The 15,876-nt window shown below is 62.5% G+C and carries 15 protein-coding genes; 7 read left to right on the top strand and 8 right to left on the bottom strand.

Translation table 11 applies throughout. The features are described from left to right. Positions 1-53 precede the first annotated feature (53 nt). Positions 54-728, top strand: coding sequence for a YciC family protein (locus CAF77_RS17870; protein WP_085655092.1), 675 nt, complete (start codon positions 54-56; stop codon positions 726-728). Positions 729-802: 74 nt separating this feature from the next. Further along, on the top strand, positions 803-1,879 hold the full coding sequence (locus CAF77_RS17865) for an endonuclease/exonuclease/phosphatase family protein (protein ID WP_085655024.1): 1,077 nt from the start codon (positions 803-805) through the stop codon (positions 1,877-1,879). 2 nt (positions 1,880-1,881) lie between these two features. On the opposite strand, the gene CAF77_RS17860 is transcribed toward CAF77_RS17865, so the two are convergent. The 5 genes from CAF77_RS17860 to CAF77_RS17835 all read right to left on the bottom strand — a co-directional run bounded on the left by CAF77_RS17860 (position 1,882) and on the right by CAF77_RS17835 (position 7,795). Next, positions 1,882-2,718, bottom strand: a complete 837-nt coding sequence (locus CAF77_RS17860) for an ABC transporter ATP-binding protein (RefSeq protein WP_085612572.1) — start codon at positions 2,716-2,718, stop codon at positions 1,882-1,884. Next, positions 2,706-3,509: an ABC transporter permease gene (locus CAF77_RS17855; protein ID WP_007958721.1), complete on the bottom strand. Its 804-nt coding sequence runs from the start codon at positions 3,507-3,509 to the stop codon at positions 2,706-2,708. Before CAF77_RS17855 ends, CAF77_RS17860 begins: the two co-directional genes overlap by 13 nt. A gap of 10 nt (positions 3,510-3,519) precedes the next feature. Then, positions 3,520-4,497 carry an ABC transporter substrate-binding protein gene (locus CAF77_RS17850; protein ID WP_085655022.1) on the bottom strand — a complete coding sequence of 326 codons (978 nt, stop codon included), beginning with the start codon at positions 4,495-4,497 and terminating at the stop codon, positions 3,520-3,522. A 401-nt stretch (positions 4,498-4,898) separates the two neighbouring features. After that, positions 4,899-6,269, bottom strand: coding sequence for an aspartate aminotransferase family protein (locus CAF77_RS17840; RefSeq protein ID WP_085655018.1), 1,371 nt, complete (start codon positions 6,267-6,269; stop codon positions 4,899-4,901). A 32-nt stretch (positions 6,270-6,301) separates the two neighbouring features. Beyond that, on the bottom strand, positions 6,302-7,795 hold the full coding sequence (locus tag CAF77_RS17835; RefSeq protein WP_085655016.1) for an aldehyde dehydrogenase: 1,494 nt from the start codon (positions 7,793-7,795) through the stop codon (positions 6,302-6,304). Positions 7,796-8,034: 239 nt separating this feature from the next. On the opposite strand from CAF77_RS17835, the gene CAF77_RS17830 reads away from it, so the two are divergent. Further along, a complete protein-coding gene (locus CAF77_RS17830) occupies positions 8,035-8,949 on the top strand; it encodes a LysR family transcriptional regulator (protein ID WP_007958716.1) in 915 nt (304 codons plus the stop codon). A gap of 3 nt (positions 8,950-8,952) precedes the next feature. On the opposite strand, the gene hrpB is transcribed toward CAF77_RS17830, so the two are convergent. Further along, complete coding sequence (gene hrpB, locus CAF77_RS17825) at positions 8,953-11,472, bottom strand: ATP-dependent helicase HrpB (RefSeq protein WP_064382158.1); 2,520 nt, start codon at positions 11,470-11,472, stop codon at positions 8,953-8,955. A 108-nt stretch (positions 11,473-11,580) separates the two neighbouring features. Here hrpB and CAF77_RS17820 point away from each other — a divergent pair, with 108 nt between their 5' ends. Then, the gene (locus tag CAF77_RS17820) at positions 11,581-12,000 is read left to right on the top strand and encodes a hypothetical protein (protein WP_064382159.1); all 420 of its coding nucleotides are present in this window, start codon (positions 11,581-11,583) and stop codon (positions 11,998-12,000) included. 15 nt (positions 12,001-12,015) lie between these two features. Continuing rightward, complete coding sequence (locus CAF77_RS17815; protein ID WP_085655015.1) at positions 12,016-12,912, top strand: cation diffusion facilitator family transporter; 897 nt, start codon at positions 12,016-12,018, stop codon at positions 12,910-12,912. On the opposite strand, the gene CAF77_RS17810 is transcribed toward CAF77_RS17815, so the two are convergent. Then, on the bottom strand, positions 12,906-13,955 hold the full coding sequence (locus tag CAF77_RS17810; RefSeq protein ID WP_085655013.1) for a DUF6515 family protein: 1,050 nt from the start codon (positions 13,953-13,955) through the stop codon (positions 12,906-12,908). The genes CAF77_RS17815 and CAF77_RS17810 overlap by 7 nt on opposite strands. 455 nt (positions 13,956-14,410) lie before the next feature. Between CAF77_RS17810 and CAF77_RS17805 the strand changes: the two genes are divergently transcribed. Beyond that, on the top strand, positions 14,411-14,890 hold the full coding sequence (locus CAF77_RS17805; protein WP_007909658.1) for an Lrp/AsnC family transcriptional regulator: 480 nt from the start codon (positions 14,411-14,413) through the stop codon (positions 14,888-14,890). A gap of 106 nt (positions 14,891-14,996) precedes the next feature. Further along, complete coding sequence (locus CAF77_RS17800; protein WP_003228500.1) at positions 14,997-15,206, top strand: DUF2788 domain-containing protein; 210 nt, start codon at positions 14,997-14,999, stop codon at positions 15,204-15,206. Here the strand turns inward: CAF77_RS17800 and CAF77_RS17795 are convergent. Continuing rightward, positions 15,201-15,836, bottom strand: a complete 636-nt coding sequence (locus tag CAF77_RS17795; protein ID WP_085655011.1) for a pseudouridine synthase — start codon at positions 15,834-15,836, stop codon at positions 15,201-15,203. The two genes, CAF77_RS17800 and CAF77_RS17795, sit on opposite strands and share 6 nt — an antisense overlap. Positions 15,837-15,876 lie beyond the last annotated feature (40 nt).

The following is a 15,876-nucleotide window of genomic DNA, read 5'->3' as shown; positions in this document are numbered from 1 at the left end:
AAACGGATCATCGGTTAAAGTGGGCCACTGTTTTTGACCTGCGATACCGACTGATGAATGCCTTCGATGTGCTGCGCGACTCCCTGTATTTCTTCAAACGCAATCTGGGCCGGATCGTCCAGTTGTGTCTGCCGCTGGTGATTTTCGAAGCCGCGCTGCAACAGGTGGTCGACCATGCCAGCGACCCGGACGGTTACTCGGCCATCAGCGTGATCGTCGGCCTGCTGGTGTATCCGCTGTACACCGCCGCGCTGATTCTGTTTCTCGATGCCCGCACCCGTGGCGAATCCCCGCAAACCCTCGACCTGCTGGCAATGGCCGCTCGCCTGTGGCCGCGCTTCGCGGTGCTCACTGCGCTGAACACCTTGCTGATCCTGCTCGGGCTGTCGCTGTATTTTCTGCCGGGGCTGTGGCTGATGGTCACTCTGGCCTTCGGTGAATACCTGTTGGTGCTGCGCGGTTACGGCCCGTTGCAGGCGATGAAGGAAAGCCTGCGCCTGAGCCGTGGGCATTTTCTGCGGATTCTGGTATGCATCCTGTGTGTGATGGGGCCGTTGTGGCTGCTCAAGGGCCTGACCCTGCAGGTTTATCCGGATCCACAGAATCCGTTGATCGCGGTGCTGATCGACAGCGGCCACAGCTTCCTGCAACTGTTCACCAGCGTGGTGCTGTTCCGCCTGTTCATGCTGATCAGCGAATTGCCCGACAAACGTGACGGAATAGTCTGACTGCACCGAGCTTGGGCTGATGGATGGGTCTCGGGTATGCTCGGGACCACTTCCGTATCGCTATAAGCCGAGCCATGACCCGTCTACTGCGCTACATCCTGTTGCCCGTACTGCTCGCCCTGGCCCTGATCGGCACGCTGATCTACAGCCTGACCTGGCGCCCCGACGCCCGGGAAACCCTGCCGGTCAGTTGCACCGGGCAACCGCCGATGCTGGTCCCCGGCCAGGCTCTGAAAGTCATGACCTGGAACGTGCAATACCTGGCCGGCAAGCGCTACGTGTTCTGGAATGATCTGGCGCAAGGCGACGACGAAGCCCCGACCGCGGAAGACATGGCGTTCAGCCTTGATGAAGTGGCGCGGGTGATCCGCGACGAGCAGCCCGACGTGGTGCTGTTGCAGGAGCTGGATGACGGCGCCAAGGCCAGCGACTATCAGAATCAGCTCAAGCTGTTGCAGGAACGCCTGACCGACCTCTACCCGTGCAGCGCCCACGCCTTCGACTGGAAGGCCGATTTCGTCCCGGATCCGCACATCTTCGGCAGCGTCGGCCGGCAACTCGCCACCCTCAGCCGCTACCGCATCGAACACGCCGAACGCCTGCAATTGCCGGTGCAGCCGGCGAACCTCATCAGCCGTCAGTTCCAGCCGAAAGATGCCCTGCTCGCCACCACCCTGCCGCTTAGCGATGGCGGGCAACTGGTGGTGTTCAACACCCATCTGGATCGCGCCACCCAACCGGACGACACCTTGCAAGCGCAGGTGACAGCGGTGGCCAAGGTTCTCGACAAACACGAAAGCCACGGCACGCCGTGGCTGATCGGGGGGGACTTCAATCTGTTACCGCTCGGCCAGTACCGGCGCCTGCCCACCGAGCAGCGCACGCCGTACTCCGCCGACAGTGCGCTGCATGTGCTGTGGGACAAATACCCGATGATCCCGACCAACAACGAAGCCAGCGGCATCGACCGCGCCAAGTGGCTGACCCATTACCCCAACGACCCCGGCCTCAACGGCCCGGACCGCACGGTCGATTACCTGTTCTACAGTCCGAAGATCAAACGGGTCGAAGCCACGGTGCGGCAGGACGACACCTTGCGCATTTCCGATCATTTGCCGGTCATTGCGCGGTTCCTCCTGCCACCCAACTGACCTCAATGAGCCTCTTCGAGATCGTCGTGCAACAGCCCGAAGATCTGCCGCTTCATGTCGATGAACGAGCGCTCCATCACCATGTCCAGCGTGCGTGGGCGCTCGATCGGCACATCCAGAATCTGCTTGATCCGCCCAGGCCTGGCGCCCATCACGTACACCCGGTCGCCGAGCAGGATCGCTTCGTCGATGTCGTGGGTGACGAACAGCACGGTTTTCTTGCTGTTGCCCCACACCCGCAATAACAGCTGCTGCATTTGCAGACGGGTCTGGCTGTCGAGGGCGCCGAAGGGTTCGTCCATCAGCAGGATCTGCGGATCGTTGGCCAATGCCCGGGCAATCGCCACCCGCTGCATCATGCCGCCGGACAGTTGCTTGGCGTAGTTGTCGGCAAATCCTGACAAGCCGACTTCGTGGACATAGTGATCGACAATTTCCTTGCGCCGCGCCGCCGGCATGCCCCGACGCTTGAGGCCGAATTCGACGTTCTGCCGCACCGTCAGCCACGGGAACAACGTGTAGCTCTGGAACACCATCCCGCGATCCGCGCCGGGACCCTGAACTTGCTGGCCGCCGACGTAGATTTCGCCGGAAGTCGGCTCGGCCAGGCCGGCGGTGAGGTACAGCAAGCTCGACTTGCCGCAGCCCGACGGCCCGACCAGCACCGCGAACTGCTGATCCGGCACCTCGAACGACACCTCTTCCAGCGCAGTGAATGTACCGCCACCGGGTTTGGTGTAGCGCAGGCTGACCTTGTCCACCTGCAACCTTGGCGCAGCGAGTGCCGGTGCAGCGACCGGCTCGATGAAACGACGGTTGGCAGCGGTTACTGAGCCCATGCGGCAATCCTCAAACGCAAGAAGCGGAACAGTTGATCGGTGACCAGGCCGAGCAGGCCGATGATCGCGATGGCGAGAAAAATCACATCGACCTGAAAGCCGCGCATGGCCTTGAGGCTCAAGTAGCCGAGGCCACTGGAAGCGGCGACCAGTTCGGCGACCACCAGATAGGTCCAGGCCCAGCCCATGGTCACCCGCAAGGTGTCGAGCACACCGGGCAACGATGCCGGGGCGATCACATGCAGCACTGCGTCACGCCGGTTGGAGCCGAGGGTGTAGGAGGCGTTGATCAAGTCCTTGGAGATGCCTTTGGACACATCCGCGATCATCACCAGTTGCTGGAAGAACACGCCGAAAATGATCACCGACACCCGCTGCTCCAGACCGATACCGATCCACAGGATGAACAGCGGCACGAACGAGGTCACCGGCAGGTAGCGGATGAAATTGACCAGCGGTTCGAGGAACGCCTGGACGATGCGAAAGCTGCCCATCAACAAACCCAGCGGCACCGCCACCAGCGACGACACAATGAAACCGACCATCACCACTTCGACACTGGCCCAGACATGCTGGCCTAGGGTCCCGTCGCGGCTCAGGCGCACGGCGGCTTCGACCACCGCGCCGGGTGTGGGCAGGAACATCCCCGGCACGATGCCGCCGTAGGACAACCCGGCCCACAGGCCGACCAGCAACACCCAGGCCAGACCGCTGGCGCTCCACACCACCGGCACCGGCAACCCGGTCTTCGGCGTGATGCAGCGGCTCAGCCATGAATTGCGCTTGAACATGACCAGTCTCCTAGAGCGGGCTGACGAAACGGTTATCCACCAGATCGTCATTGCTGACGTTGTAGGGCTTGCCCTGCAATTCGCTGGCGGTTTCGTTGGCCAGTTTGATCAGCGGTGCGCTGTCACCCGGCTTGCCCGGCGAGCCAAGGAGTTTTTCGCTCATGGCCTGATCGTAGAAGCGCACGCCTTGCGCGGCGGCGGCCAGTTCCTTCGGATCGGACAGGTAACCGCCGACACCCTTGGCCATGATTTCGTAGGCTTGCTGTGGATGGTCCTTGGTGTACTGCACTGCTTTGTAGAGACCGGCGACCAGCGCCTTGACGTCTTCCGGCTGCTTCTCGATCACCGTGCAATTGAGCGCCACTACATCGACGATCACCCCCGGCGTACTGCTGCTGTCGATCAGCACCTTGCCCTGCTGCTTGTCGCGCACCATCGACAGATGCGGCTCCCAGGTCACGGCGGCCGGCACACGACCGGCGATGAACGCTGTGGCAGCATCGTCAGCGGTCATGTTCTGCACGGTGATGTCGCTCATGCTCATGCCGTTCTTTTTCAGCAGGTACGAGAGCCAGAACTGCGAGGTCGACCCTTCGTTGACAGCCACGGCCTGGCCCTTGAGTTCTTGCAGGCTCTTCACGTTCTTGCCGACCAGCACACCGTCGCCGCCATGGCTGTCATCCAGCGCGGCCACGGCCTTGAAGCAGAACTGCGGGCGGTACTTCAGCACTTCATCGATGGTCGAGGCCGAGCCGGACAATTGCTCGGACGCCTGGGCGGCCATGTACATCGACGCTTCTTCGACCACCGGCAATTCGACGGTCAGACCGTTTTCCTTGAAGTAGCCCAGATCCTGGGCCAGATACAGGGTGCCGTAACCGACCCACGTGGTGTGGCCGATCGACAAGGTGCCGGCCTGGGCGGCGGTGACGGTGAGGGCGGAAATCGCCAGAGGACCTGCAAGACGGGTAAACAAGGACTTGTTCATGGAGCACTCCCAACGCTGTTGATTTAGTTGTCATGGGCAGTACGGCCAGCCTCGTCGGCGCGGATGCACGCTGCGGTCTCTGCTGGACTCTGGCGGGCAATGCCTTGGCTGGCGAAATCGATGTTGACCCAGGCTTGGCGTCAGGAAAACGAGGAAATAGTTAGACGCGAACGATGAAAAAACTGGGTAGTGCGCACTGCGAAAGGGCGTGTCGGGCGGGGGTGCCCGAGGTGGGTGCAGATTGGGAAAAAGTCTGGCGGAGATCGTTCCCACGCTCTGCGTGGGAATGCAGCCCGGGACGCTCTGCGTCCCATTCGAGAGCTGGAACGCGGAGCGTCCCTTGAGGCATTCCCACGCAGAGCGTGGGAACGATCAGGACACGGAACGAGCGATCGGGGGAGTTAGAGCCGGCCGTATTCTTGCGCCGTACGATCCAGCGCTTTCAGGGTTTTGCCCACCAGTTCGTCAATCTCTTCACGGCTGGCAATCAACGCCGGCGCCATGATCATCCGCCCCAGTGTCGAGCGAATGATCACCCCCTCTTCAAAACCGATCGTGCGGCAGCGCCAGGCGATGTCGTTCTCATTGGCGAAGCGCTTGCGCGTGGCCTTGTCTTCGGCCAGTTGCAGCGCCGCAACCATGCCCGTGCCCTGGATATCGCCCACCAGCGGGTGATTGCCGAACACCTCGCGCAGGCACTGTTGCAGGTACGGGCCGATGTCATCCTTGACCCGCGTCACCACGCCTTCATCGCGTAATGCCTTGAGGTTGGCAATCGCCACCGCCGCCGCTACCGGGTGACCGGAATAGGTCAGACCGTGGGCGAATACGCCGCCCTGCTCCACCAGCACGTCGGCCATTTTCTTCGACAGGATCAGGCCACCCATCGGGATGTAACCGGAGGTCAAGCCCTTGGCGATAGACAGGGTGTCCGGCTCGAAACCGAAGTATTCGTGGGCGAACCATTCGCCGGTGCGACCGAAGCCACCGATCACTTCATCGGCGCACAGCAGCACGTCGTACTTGCGGCAGATGCGCTGGATTTCCGGCCAGTAGCTTTCCGGCGGAAAGATCATCCCGCCCGCGCCCTGGAACGGTTCGGCGATGAACCCGGCGACCTTGTCGGCGCCCAGTTCGAGGATCTTCGCTTCCAGTTGCTGCGCCGCCCGCAGGCCGAATTCAGCCGGGGTCAGGTTGCCTTCGTGGGCGAAGAAGTACGGCTCGTCGATGTGCGCGATGTCGGGAATCATCCCGCCCATTTCGTGCATGAACTTCATGCCGCCGAGGGCCGTCGCCGCCAGGGTCGAACCGTGATAGCCGTTCCAGCGGCCGATCATTACTTTCTTCTCGGGCTTGCCCAGCACCTGCCAGTAACGGCGCACGGTACGGATCAACACCTCGTTGGCCTCGGAGCCGGAGTTGGTGTAGATCGCGTGGCTGTAGTGCCCCGGCAGCAGGCTGAACAGCAGCTCGGAGAGCTCGATCACCTGCGGGTGGGTGGTGTGGAAAAACATGTTGTAGTACGGCAACTGCTCCAGTTGCCGGCTCGCGGCGGCGTTCAGATCCTTGCGCCCGTAACCGAGGTTGGTGCACCACAGCCCGGACATGCCGTCGAGATAGCGCCGACCGTCGTTGTCCCACAGGTGCAGGCGGTCACCGCGCACCATCACCCGTGGGCCTTCGTCGTTGAGGGCTTTCTGGTCGACGAACGCATGAATGTGGTGCGCTGCATCGGCGGCCTGGTAGTCGCGGGTTTCACGTGAGGTGGTCATCGCCGGATCTCCTTTCTTGTTGTGAGCGGCTGTCATGAGCGCAGTTGAAACCAGGTGGTTTTCAACTGGGTGTATTTGTCGAACGAGTGCAGCGACAGATCGCGGCCGAAACCGGATTGCCTGCCACCGCCGAACGGCACGGTCACGTCCAGCGCATCGACGCTGTTGACCGACACCGTACCGGCTCGCAATTGCCGCGCCACCCGGTGCGCGCGGTGCAGATCATCGGTCCACAGCGACGCCGCCAGACCGTAGACGCTGTCGTTGGCCAGTTGCACGGCATGGGCCTCGTCATCGAACGGCATCACCGCCAGCACCGGGCCGAACACTTCTTCGCGAAACAGCGTCATGTGCGGCTGCACGTCGGTGAAAATCGTTGGCTGAATGAAGTTGTCCGAGCCGTTGAAACTCAGTTGCCGCCCGCCGCAGACGCGGGTCGCGCCTTCACGTTCGGCCTGGTTGATGAAGCGCAGAATGCTTTCGGTCTGACGAGTATCGACGATTGCCCCGGCCGCACTCGCAGGGTCCAGCGGATTCCCCGGTTGCCAGCGCTCGGCCTGGGCCTTCAGCCGTTCAACGAACTCGTCATGAATCGAGCGTTCCACCAGCAACCGCGAGTTGGCCGAGCAGACTTCGCCCTGATTGAAGAAGATCCCGAACGCGGCTTTCTGCGCCGCCAGATCCAGATCCTGGCAGTCGGCGAACACCAGATTGGCGCTCTTGCCGCCGCACTCCAGCCACACCTGCTTGAGGTTCGACTGCGCGGAGTACTGCATGAAATATTTGCCGACCTGGGTCGAGCCGGTGAACACCAGGCAATCGACATCCGGGTGCAGGCCCAGGGCTTTACCGGTTTGTTCGCCGAGCCCCGGCAGCACGTTCAGCACGCCGGCCGGCAGCCCGGCTTCCAACGCCAGCTCAGCCAGACGCAACGCGGAAAACGGCGATTGTTCGGCGGGTTTGAGGATTACCGAGTTGCCCGCCGCCAGCGCCGGGGCGAGTTTCCACGCGGCCATGTCCAGCGGGAAATTCCAAGGCACCACGGCGGCGACCACGCCCAGCGCTTCGCGGGTGATGGTCGCCAGCACGTTCGACGCGCTCGGCGCGACCTGATCGTAGAGCTTGTCGAGGCTTTCGGCATACCAGCGGAACACCCCGGCGGCGCCCGGCACGTCGATGTTGTAAGCGTCCATCACCGGTTTGCCCATGTTCAGCGAATCGAGCAACGCCAGCTCTTCGCGATTGGCCAGAATCAGATCCGCCAGCCGCAGCAGCACTTGCTTGCGCTCGGTCGGTGAACGCCCGGCCCAGGTGCCAGCTTCGAACACCTGCCGCGCATTCTGCACCGCCGCATCGACATCCTCTTCACCGCAAGCGGCGACGTTTGCCAGCAGTTGGCCGGTGGCCGGGTTGATCGCGGCAAATGTCTGTCCCGACTGCGCCGCACGCAATTTGCCGTCGATCACGGCCTGGTACGGATAGCTCAATTCAGCGGCCTTGCGCTGCCAGTCTGCAAGCTCGAACACGGTGGTTGCTCCTTGGACTTTTATTCTTCTGAGAACAGTGCGGGGTCGATAGTCGCTCAGGGCCGTGCGCGCTAAAACCAGTAAAAATGTCTTCGCAGACAATAAAAAAGGTAACCAGCCGAGGGCCCCTTCACGCGCGTATGGGGCTATTGTTCAGGGACAAAAAAACCGCCGACAGAACGGAGGCCGGCGGCGTACAAATTGCTTGGATGTGCAATCCGTTCGCTTTGAGGTTCACCGTGGCCGCTTACAACCTGCGTCAGTTGAAATACTTCATCACCACCGTCGAATGCGGCAGCGTCGCCGAAGCGTCGCGCAAGCTGTACATCGCGCAACCGGCGATTTCCACGGCGATCAAGGGGCTGGAGGATAGCTTCGGCGTGCAACTGCTGATCCGCCATCACGCTCAGGGCGTGTCCCTGACACCGAGCGGTGCGCGGTTCTTTCGCAAGGCCCAGGAACTGCTGCGCATGGCCAAGGAGTTCGAACAGAACGCCCTCGCCGACAACGACGTGGTGGCCGGGCAGATCGATATCGGCTGTTTTGAAACGGTGGCGCCGCTGTACCTGCCGCAACTGATTGCCGGCTTCTCGGCGCTGTATCCGGGGGTGAAGATCCGCATCCGCGACGGCGAACAACAGGAACTGGTGCAAGGCCTGACCTCGGGCACCTTCGATCTGGCAATCCTGTACAAACACGACCTCGACGCCACCATCGAAACCGAACCGTTGATGCCGGCCCAACGGCCTTACGCCTTGCTGCCGGCGGACCACCGTTTCGCTCAGCTCAAGCAGGTTTCGCTGCGGGATTTGTGTCTGGAGCCGATGATCCTGCTCGACGTGCAACCGAGCCGTACCTACTTCGTCAGCCTGTTCGAAGAACTCGGGCTGTCACCACGCATCGAGTTCAGCTCACCGTCGATCGAAATGGTGCGCGGCATGGTCGGCCAGGGCTTCGGCTTCTCGATCCTGGTGACCCGCCCGCATTCGGAATGCACCTACGACGGCAAGAAAGTCGTGTGCGTCGACATCGTCGAAGATGTCACCGGTTCAGGACTGGTAGCGGCATGGCTCAAACGCGGGCAACTGACCAAACCGGCGCAGTTGTTTGCCGATTATTGTCGGGAGCAGCTGACCGCGAAGGCCAGCCGCTGACCCTTATGTACCGCGCGGTTTGGCCCGAGCAGTAGCTTCAGCCACCAACGGATCATCCGGCCAGTAATGCTTCGGATACCGCCCTTTCAGATCCTTCTTCACTTCGGCATAGGTGCTGCGCCAGAAGTTGGCCAGATCCTGCGTCACCTGCACCGGGCGCCGTGCGGGCGACAGCAGGTGCAGCTTGACCACCTGCCGGCCGCCGGCGATGCGCGGTGTGTCGGCGAGGCCGAACAGCTCCTGCAAGCGCACGGCGAGAATCGGTGGTTGTTCGCTGTAGTCGAGGCGAATCGACGAGCCTGACGGCACGCTCAGGTGATGGGGTGCCTGTTCGTCAAGCTGTTGCGGCAGCGGCCATGGCAACAGATTACGGACGATGCTCGACAGGTCGAGGTTGGCGAAATGGCTGAGGCGCGAGACTTTGCCCAGGTAAGGCATCAGCCAGTCTTCGAGTGTTTTCAGCAGCGTGGCGTCGCTGACATCCGGCCATTGGCTGTCGCCCTTGGCGTCCAGGTCGAGCTGACGCAGCAACGCGACTCGCGCCTGCCACTGGCGCAGTTCCGGGGTCCACGGCAGCAGCTCCAGCCCCTTGCGCCGCACCAGATTGACCAGTGCCTGACTGCGGGCGTTTTCGTCGAGACCGGTCAGCGGCTCGCGGCTGAGGATCAGTTCGCCGACCTTGCGCTGACGCTCGGCGCGCAGCACGCCTTCGCGTTCGTCCCAGTCCAGTTGATCGACGTTGTGCACCTGTTCCGCCAGCACCGAATCGAACAGCGCCGGATCGAAATCCGCCGCCAGATAAATCCGCTCTTCACGCTGACCTTGGCGACTGCCGAGGTCGGCGATGACGATCCACGGTTCCTTCATCAGGCTGTCGGCTTCAGCGAACAATGCCGCACGGCCGTTGGCCAGACGATATTCGGCACCACCGGCACGCCGCTGCTGAGCGACGCGGTCCGGGTAGGCCAGCGCCAGCAAGGCGCCAAGCCAGCGCGGGTGATCCGGGTCGGCGACCGGTTCGCTCGGTTGCCCACGCAGGTAGCCGCGATATTGCCGCGCCAGTTGCCGGGCGCGCTGCACGCCGCCCTGGGCACCACGGGCCGCACGTTCTTCACCGGACAGCAGTGCCAAACGACTGTGAAGATCGGCCCCGGCGCCACGCAAAATGTCGCGCTCGCCGAGCAACGCGGCGACGTCGCATGCCATGTTCGCCAGACCGAGCGCCTGACCGCGCAACAGCAAATGCGCGATGCGCGGATGGGCCGGCAATTCAGCCATGGCCTGCCCGTGACGGTTGAGGCTTTCACCGTCCAGTGCACCGAGGCGCTGCAACAGGTCCTGAGCCTGTGCATAAGCGGCGGCGGGCGGCACGTCGAGCCAGATCAGATCACTCGGCGCCACGCCCCAGCGCCCGAGTTGCAACGCCAGCCCTGCGAGATCCGCCGAAAGGATTTCCGCACTGCCATAAGCCGCCAGTTGTTCGTGCTGATCCTGCGACCACAGGCGATAACACACGCCCGGTTCCAGACGCCCGGCCCGACCCGCACGCTGGGTAGCGCTGGCTTTGGAGATGCGTTGGGTGTCGAGGCGAGTCATGCCGCTGCCCGGATCAAAACGCGGCACCCGCGCCAGCCCGGCGTCGATCACTACGCGCACACCATTGATGGTCAGGCTGGTCTCAGCGATGTTGGTGGCCAGCACCACTTTGCGCTGGCCGGCCGGCGCCGGGTCGATGGCGGCACGCTGGGCATTCAGGTCGAGTTCGCCGTGCAACGGGCAGAGCATCACGTCGCTGCGCTCACCGATGGCGTCCGCCAGTTGCTGATGAACCCGCCGGATTTCCGCCTGCCCCGGCAGGAACACCAACAGGCTGCCGGTTTCATCGTGCAGCGCTTCGAGCACCGTTTGCGTGACACGTTGATCGATGTATTCGCCGGGCTGGAACGGCCGGCCCCAGCGCATCGTCACCGGGAACATCCGGCCCTCGCTGCGCAGGATCGGCGCGTCGTCGAGCAGCCCGGCCAGGCGTTCGCCTTCAAGGGTGGCGGACATCAGCAGAATCTTCAGCGGTTGTTCAGCTCGAAACAGCTCGCGACCGTTCAGACTGAGGGCCAGCGCCAGATCGGCGTCGAGGCTGCGTTCGTGGAATTCGTCGAAGATCAGCAGGCCCACGCCTTCCAGCGCCGGGTCGTCCTGCAAACGCCGGGTGAGAATACCTTCGGTGACCACCTCGATGCGTGTCTTGGGGCCGACCTTGCTGTCGAGACGAATGCGATAACCGACGGTTTCACCGACCTTCTCGCCCAGCTCGCTGGCCAGCCGTTCCGCCGCTGCGCGCGCGGCCAGTCGACGCGGTTCGAGCATGAGAATGGTCTGCCCGTTCAGCCATGCTTCATTGAGCAGGGCCAAGGGCACGCGGGTGGTTTTACCGGCGCCGGGCGGTGCTTCGAGCACGGCTTCGTGGCGTGTCGCCAACGCTTCACGCAGGGCGGGTAAAACTTCGTCGATCGGCAAAGAAATCATGCTGGCTCCCAAACAGAGCGGCGAGTATAACGGCGAACTGCTGAGCGTTCGTCAGGGTCTTAACTTCACACGATGACGCTTCGTTAACAGATGACTCAGGAGATTCCCATGCGCTTACCTTTTCGCCTGATCGGCGGTGTACTGGTTGCCACCCTGCTCACTCAGATCACCGCGTGCGGTTCGATTTTCTATCCCGACCGGCGCGGCCAGATCGACGGCAAGATCGACCCGGCGATCGCCGTGCTCGATGCCGTGGGCCTGTTGTTCTATATCCTTCCCGGCGTGATCGCGTTTGCCGTGGACTTCGCCACCGGCGCGATCTACTTCGAACCGGGCCACACGGCGCAGGTCGATCCGGCCAGGCTCAAGCAAGCCATCGGCCCGGACGGCCAGGTCGATAACATCAAGTTGCAGGCTATTCTCGAAACCGAGCTGGGCCGCAATCTGCCGCTGGACGACCCGCGCCTGATCCAGCACAAAGGCAGCACCCAGCAACTGGCGATGTTCGGCCTGCAACCTGCCGCATAAGGAATTGAAGCACCCATGACCACAAGCCCCGAACACGCCCGCCTGCTGCGGCTGGCGACCCGCGCCTCGGTGGCGGTGGCCTGTACGCTGATCATCGCCAAAGCCATCGCCTGGTGGCTGAGCGGTTCGGTGAGCATGCTCGCCGGCCTCACCGACTCGGCCCTCGATGGCGTCACCTCGTTGCTCAATCTGCTGGCGGTGCATTACGCGTTGCGCCCGGCGGATGACGATCACCGTTATGGCCACGGCAAGGCCGAGTCCTTGGCGGGCATGGCGCAGGCGCTGTTCATTGGCGGCAGTGCGGTGCTGATCGCGTTTCAGGCTTATGAGCGCCTGAAAAATCCCGAGCCGCTTGGTGCGCCATGGCTGAGCATCGGGGTGATCGTGTTTTCCCTGGTGCTGACGGCGGCGCTGCTGATGTTGCAGCATCGGGTCATCAAGCAGACCGGCTCTAACGCCGTGCGTGCGGATTCGCTGCATTACCGTTCGGACCTGTTGCTCAACGGCAGCATTCTGATTGCGCTGGTGTTGGCCGGTTTGGGTTTCGAGCAGCTGGATGCGTGGTTTGGTCTGGGAATTGCGGCGTACATTCTGTGGAGCGCAATCCAGATCGCCCGGGAAAGTTTTTCGGTGCTGATGGATGAAGAACTGCCGGCGGATGTCAGTCAGCACATGCTCGAACTGGCGTGCGGCGTGCCGGGCGTATTGGGCGCGCATGATTTGCGTACGCGGATTTCCGGCAATCACTGGTTCGTGCAGTTGCACCTGGAGCTGCCGGGGGAGCTGACGCTGTCAGTCGCCCACGGCATCAGCGATCAGGCGGCGGATGCCATTCACAAAGCCTACCCGCGGGCCGAAGTGCTGGTGCACGCCGACCCGCAGGAAGTGGTCAAAACCGCCCGGGCTCAGTAGTTGACCTGATAACCGCGACTGCTCAGGCAATTGCCCTGGGCCTGGCGGTAGGCCTGCACCACTTCGGGCGCCGGTTGATAAGTCGCGGTGCGCGGATTGAAGCCGCTTTGCTGCACCGCGTACTGATAGCACTCGTAACCATCGCGCTGAACCTGCTCCGGTGACTGACCGTTGGCCGGATACGCCTCCACGTCATAACCATTGCCGGTCGGCTGCGGTGGCTGCTGTACCGGCGGCTCGACCACCACGTAATCCTGCGTTGCTTCCTGATAGGCGTAGTACGAACCGGCGGCGAGGAACAGCAGCGAACCGCCGATCCACACTTCACGGGCGTAATCCGGCAGGTACTGGATGCGAATCCCGCGTGGCGGTTGGACCACGATGTAACGCGGGCCTTGCGGGCGATACCAGTAGCCGCCGGAGTAGAAATAGTCCTGGCCGCGATACGGCACACGGTAATCACGATCCGGGAAACGGTCGATCACATGACCCGGCCGATACTGCGGGCCAGGGCCCCAGCCGTTGCCATGCCCATCCGGGCGACCCGGCCAGCGGTTGTCGTTGGGGCGGTTGCCGGTCTGCCAGTTCTGGTGATAACCATTCTGCGGGCGCTCGTCGCGGTAGTAACCCTGACGCGGTTCCTGGGTCTGGCGCACGGTGTCGGGGCGCGGCTGGATCGGCAGATCATTGGCCGGCAATTGCGGCGGCGGTGGCGGCTGGCGCACCGGGTTGGGGTTATAGGCCGGACGTGGCTGGTTCTGGTTCTGCCACTGGCCGTTGTTCGGTTGGCCGTGATTCTGCTGCCCGTTGTGCTCGAACTGGCGGCTGTTGTCGCCACGAATGATGTCGTTGTTCTGCCGCTGCGGATTGTTCTGGCCGCGCTGCTGATTGCCACCGCCATGGCCCTGATTGTTGCCCTGATGCTCCGGCCCGCGTCCGCCGCCGTCGGGGCCGCGATTCTGCGGCTCATCCGCCAGCGCTTGCGCACCGACACTCACACACAGCAAACCAACACTGGCCAGACGCCAGATGCGCGACTTCATGGAATTCCTCACTGCGGACTTGAGCCTGAAATTAAGAGGGCGTGTAGCTAAGACCGGGGATGAGTACACCGGGTTCTGCTACAGGTTATCAGTCACGTCATTTATTTATTGAGCAAGAAGAGTCAAATCGCGGGCAAGAAAAAAGGGAGACCCGTCGGCCTCCCTTCTAGAGAACTTCGTCCTGGCTCGACGCTTTTGACGTCGGCTCACCTCACGCCGTCTTCTGGACAGTGTGCAGCTCGGGAGCCGGCACAACCCCGGTGGGGGTGGCGGCCGCGGCGGGCCGGATTGGGCGGGCCGCAGTGGACTGTGTTACCGAGCAGTGATTCTGGTGATAAGAATAGGCCCGGAGCCGCGACAGATGATTGCGAAGATTGCTCAAATAAACATCACTTGCGCAATTTTTAACCCTGGATAGATAATCCGCCGCAATAGTTAAGACAAAGGACCGTTTGATGAGCAAACTCGACCGTTACGACCTGAGTATTTTGGCGGAATTGCAGCGCGACGCCCGCATCTCCAACCAGGAACTGGCCGAGCGCATCGGTCTGTCGCCCTCCCCGTGCTCGCGCCGGGTCAAGCAACTGGAGGACGACGGTTACATCTCCCGTCAGGTCGCCCTGCTCGATCGCAAGATGCTTGGCCTGAGCCTGACCGCCTACGTGCTGATCGGCATGGACCGGCACACGCCGGAGCGTTTCGAGAATTTCGAAGCGGCGATCCGCACCTTGCCGCAGGTGCTGGAATGCAGCCTGGTGACCGGCGTTGATGCCGACTATCAGCTGAAAGTGGTGGTGCCGGACATGGATCACTATCAGAAGCTGCTGCTGGGGCATCTGACCCGGATCGAAGGCGTGACCAGTGTGCGCTCGAGTTTTGTGCTGAATCAGGTGCTCAACAGCACTGAATTGCCGCTGACTCATCTGCGCAGCTGAAATCGACGAATGACTGCGGCACACCGACGCAGGTCAATGCTGCGTCGTTCGCCGCTGGCGTATACTCCCGGCCGCCCTTTCAGCCGCGTAGCGCCGGAGATGCCCGATGGATCCAGCAGTATTTGAAGAATGGATGATGACCGGTCTGGTCAGCATCCTGATCATTTTCATGGGTTTCATCGTCTGGGATCTGGCGAAGAAGTCCAAGGCCGGGCGCTTTGGCTCGTTCATTCTGTTCTTCGTGCTGGGCCTGGGCGTGGCCGCGTTCATCATCAAGAGCGTGGTGATCGGCCTGATCGAGTCCGGCGCCTTATAAGCGCGCCGGCACTTCTTTCCACTGGCCCTGGTCGAGCCCTTCGATCGTCCAGTCACCAATCCTGACCCGCACCAGCCGCAACGTCGGCAGCCCGACCGCCGCCGTCATCCGCCGCACCTGGCGGTTGCGCCCTTCGCGAATCACCAGTTCCAGCCAGGTGGTCGGAATGGTTGCGCGAAAGCGCACCGGCGGATTGCGCGGCCACAGCTCGGGCTCATCCAGTTGCCGCGCTTGCGCGGGCAAGGTCATGCCGTCATTCAATTCGATGCCGTCGCGCAGACGCTGCAACTGCTCGGCCGTCGGCACGCCTTCGACCTGCACCCAATAGGTTTTCGCCAGCTTGTGCTTGGGGTCGGCGATCCGCGCCTGCAACTGGCCGTCGTTGGTCAGCAGCAGTAAACCTTCGCTGTCGCGGTCCAGCCGTCCGGCCGGATAAATGCCCGGAACGTCGATGTAATCCTTGAGCGTCGCCCGCCCTTCGCCGTCGCTGAATTGCGTCAGCACATCGAACGGTTTGTTGAACAGGATCAGCTTCGGCTCAGCGGGCGGTGCCTTGGCGACACGGCGCGGGGCTGAAGAAGCTGGCTTCGCGCCGGGGCGGCGGGAAGGTGGATGCGGTGGACGGGACATAAGAGAGAAGACATTTAGCGATCAGGGCTGACAATGCTAG

It is taken from the genome of Pseudomonas sp. R15(2017), assembly GCF_002112685.1.
GTDB lineage: Bacteria > Pseudomonadota > Gammaproteobacteria > Pseudomonadales > Pseudomonadaceae > Aquipseudomonas > Aquipseudomonas glycinae.
Note: the sequence above shows the minus strand (reverse complement) of the source record. Positions and strands in the feature narration are given on the sequence as shown.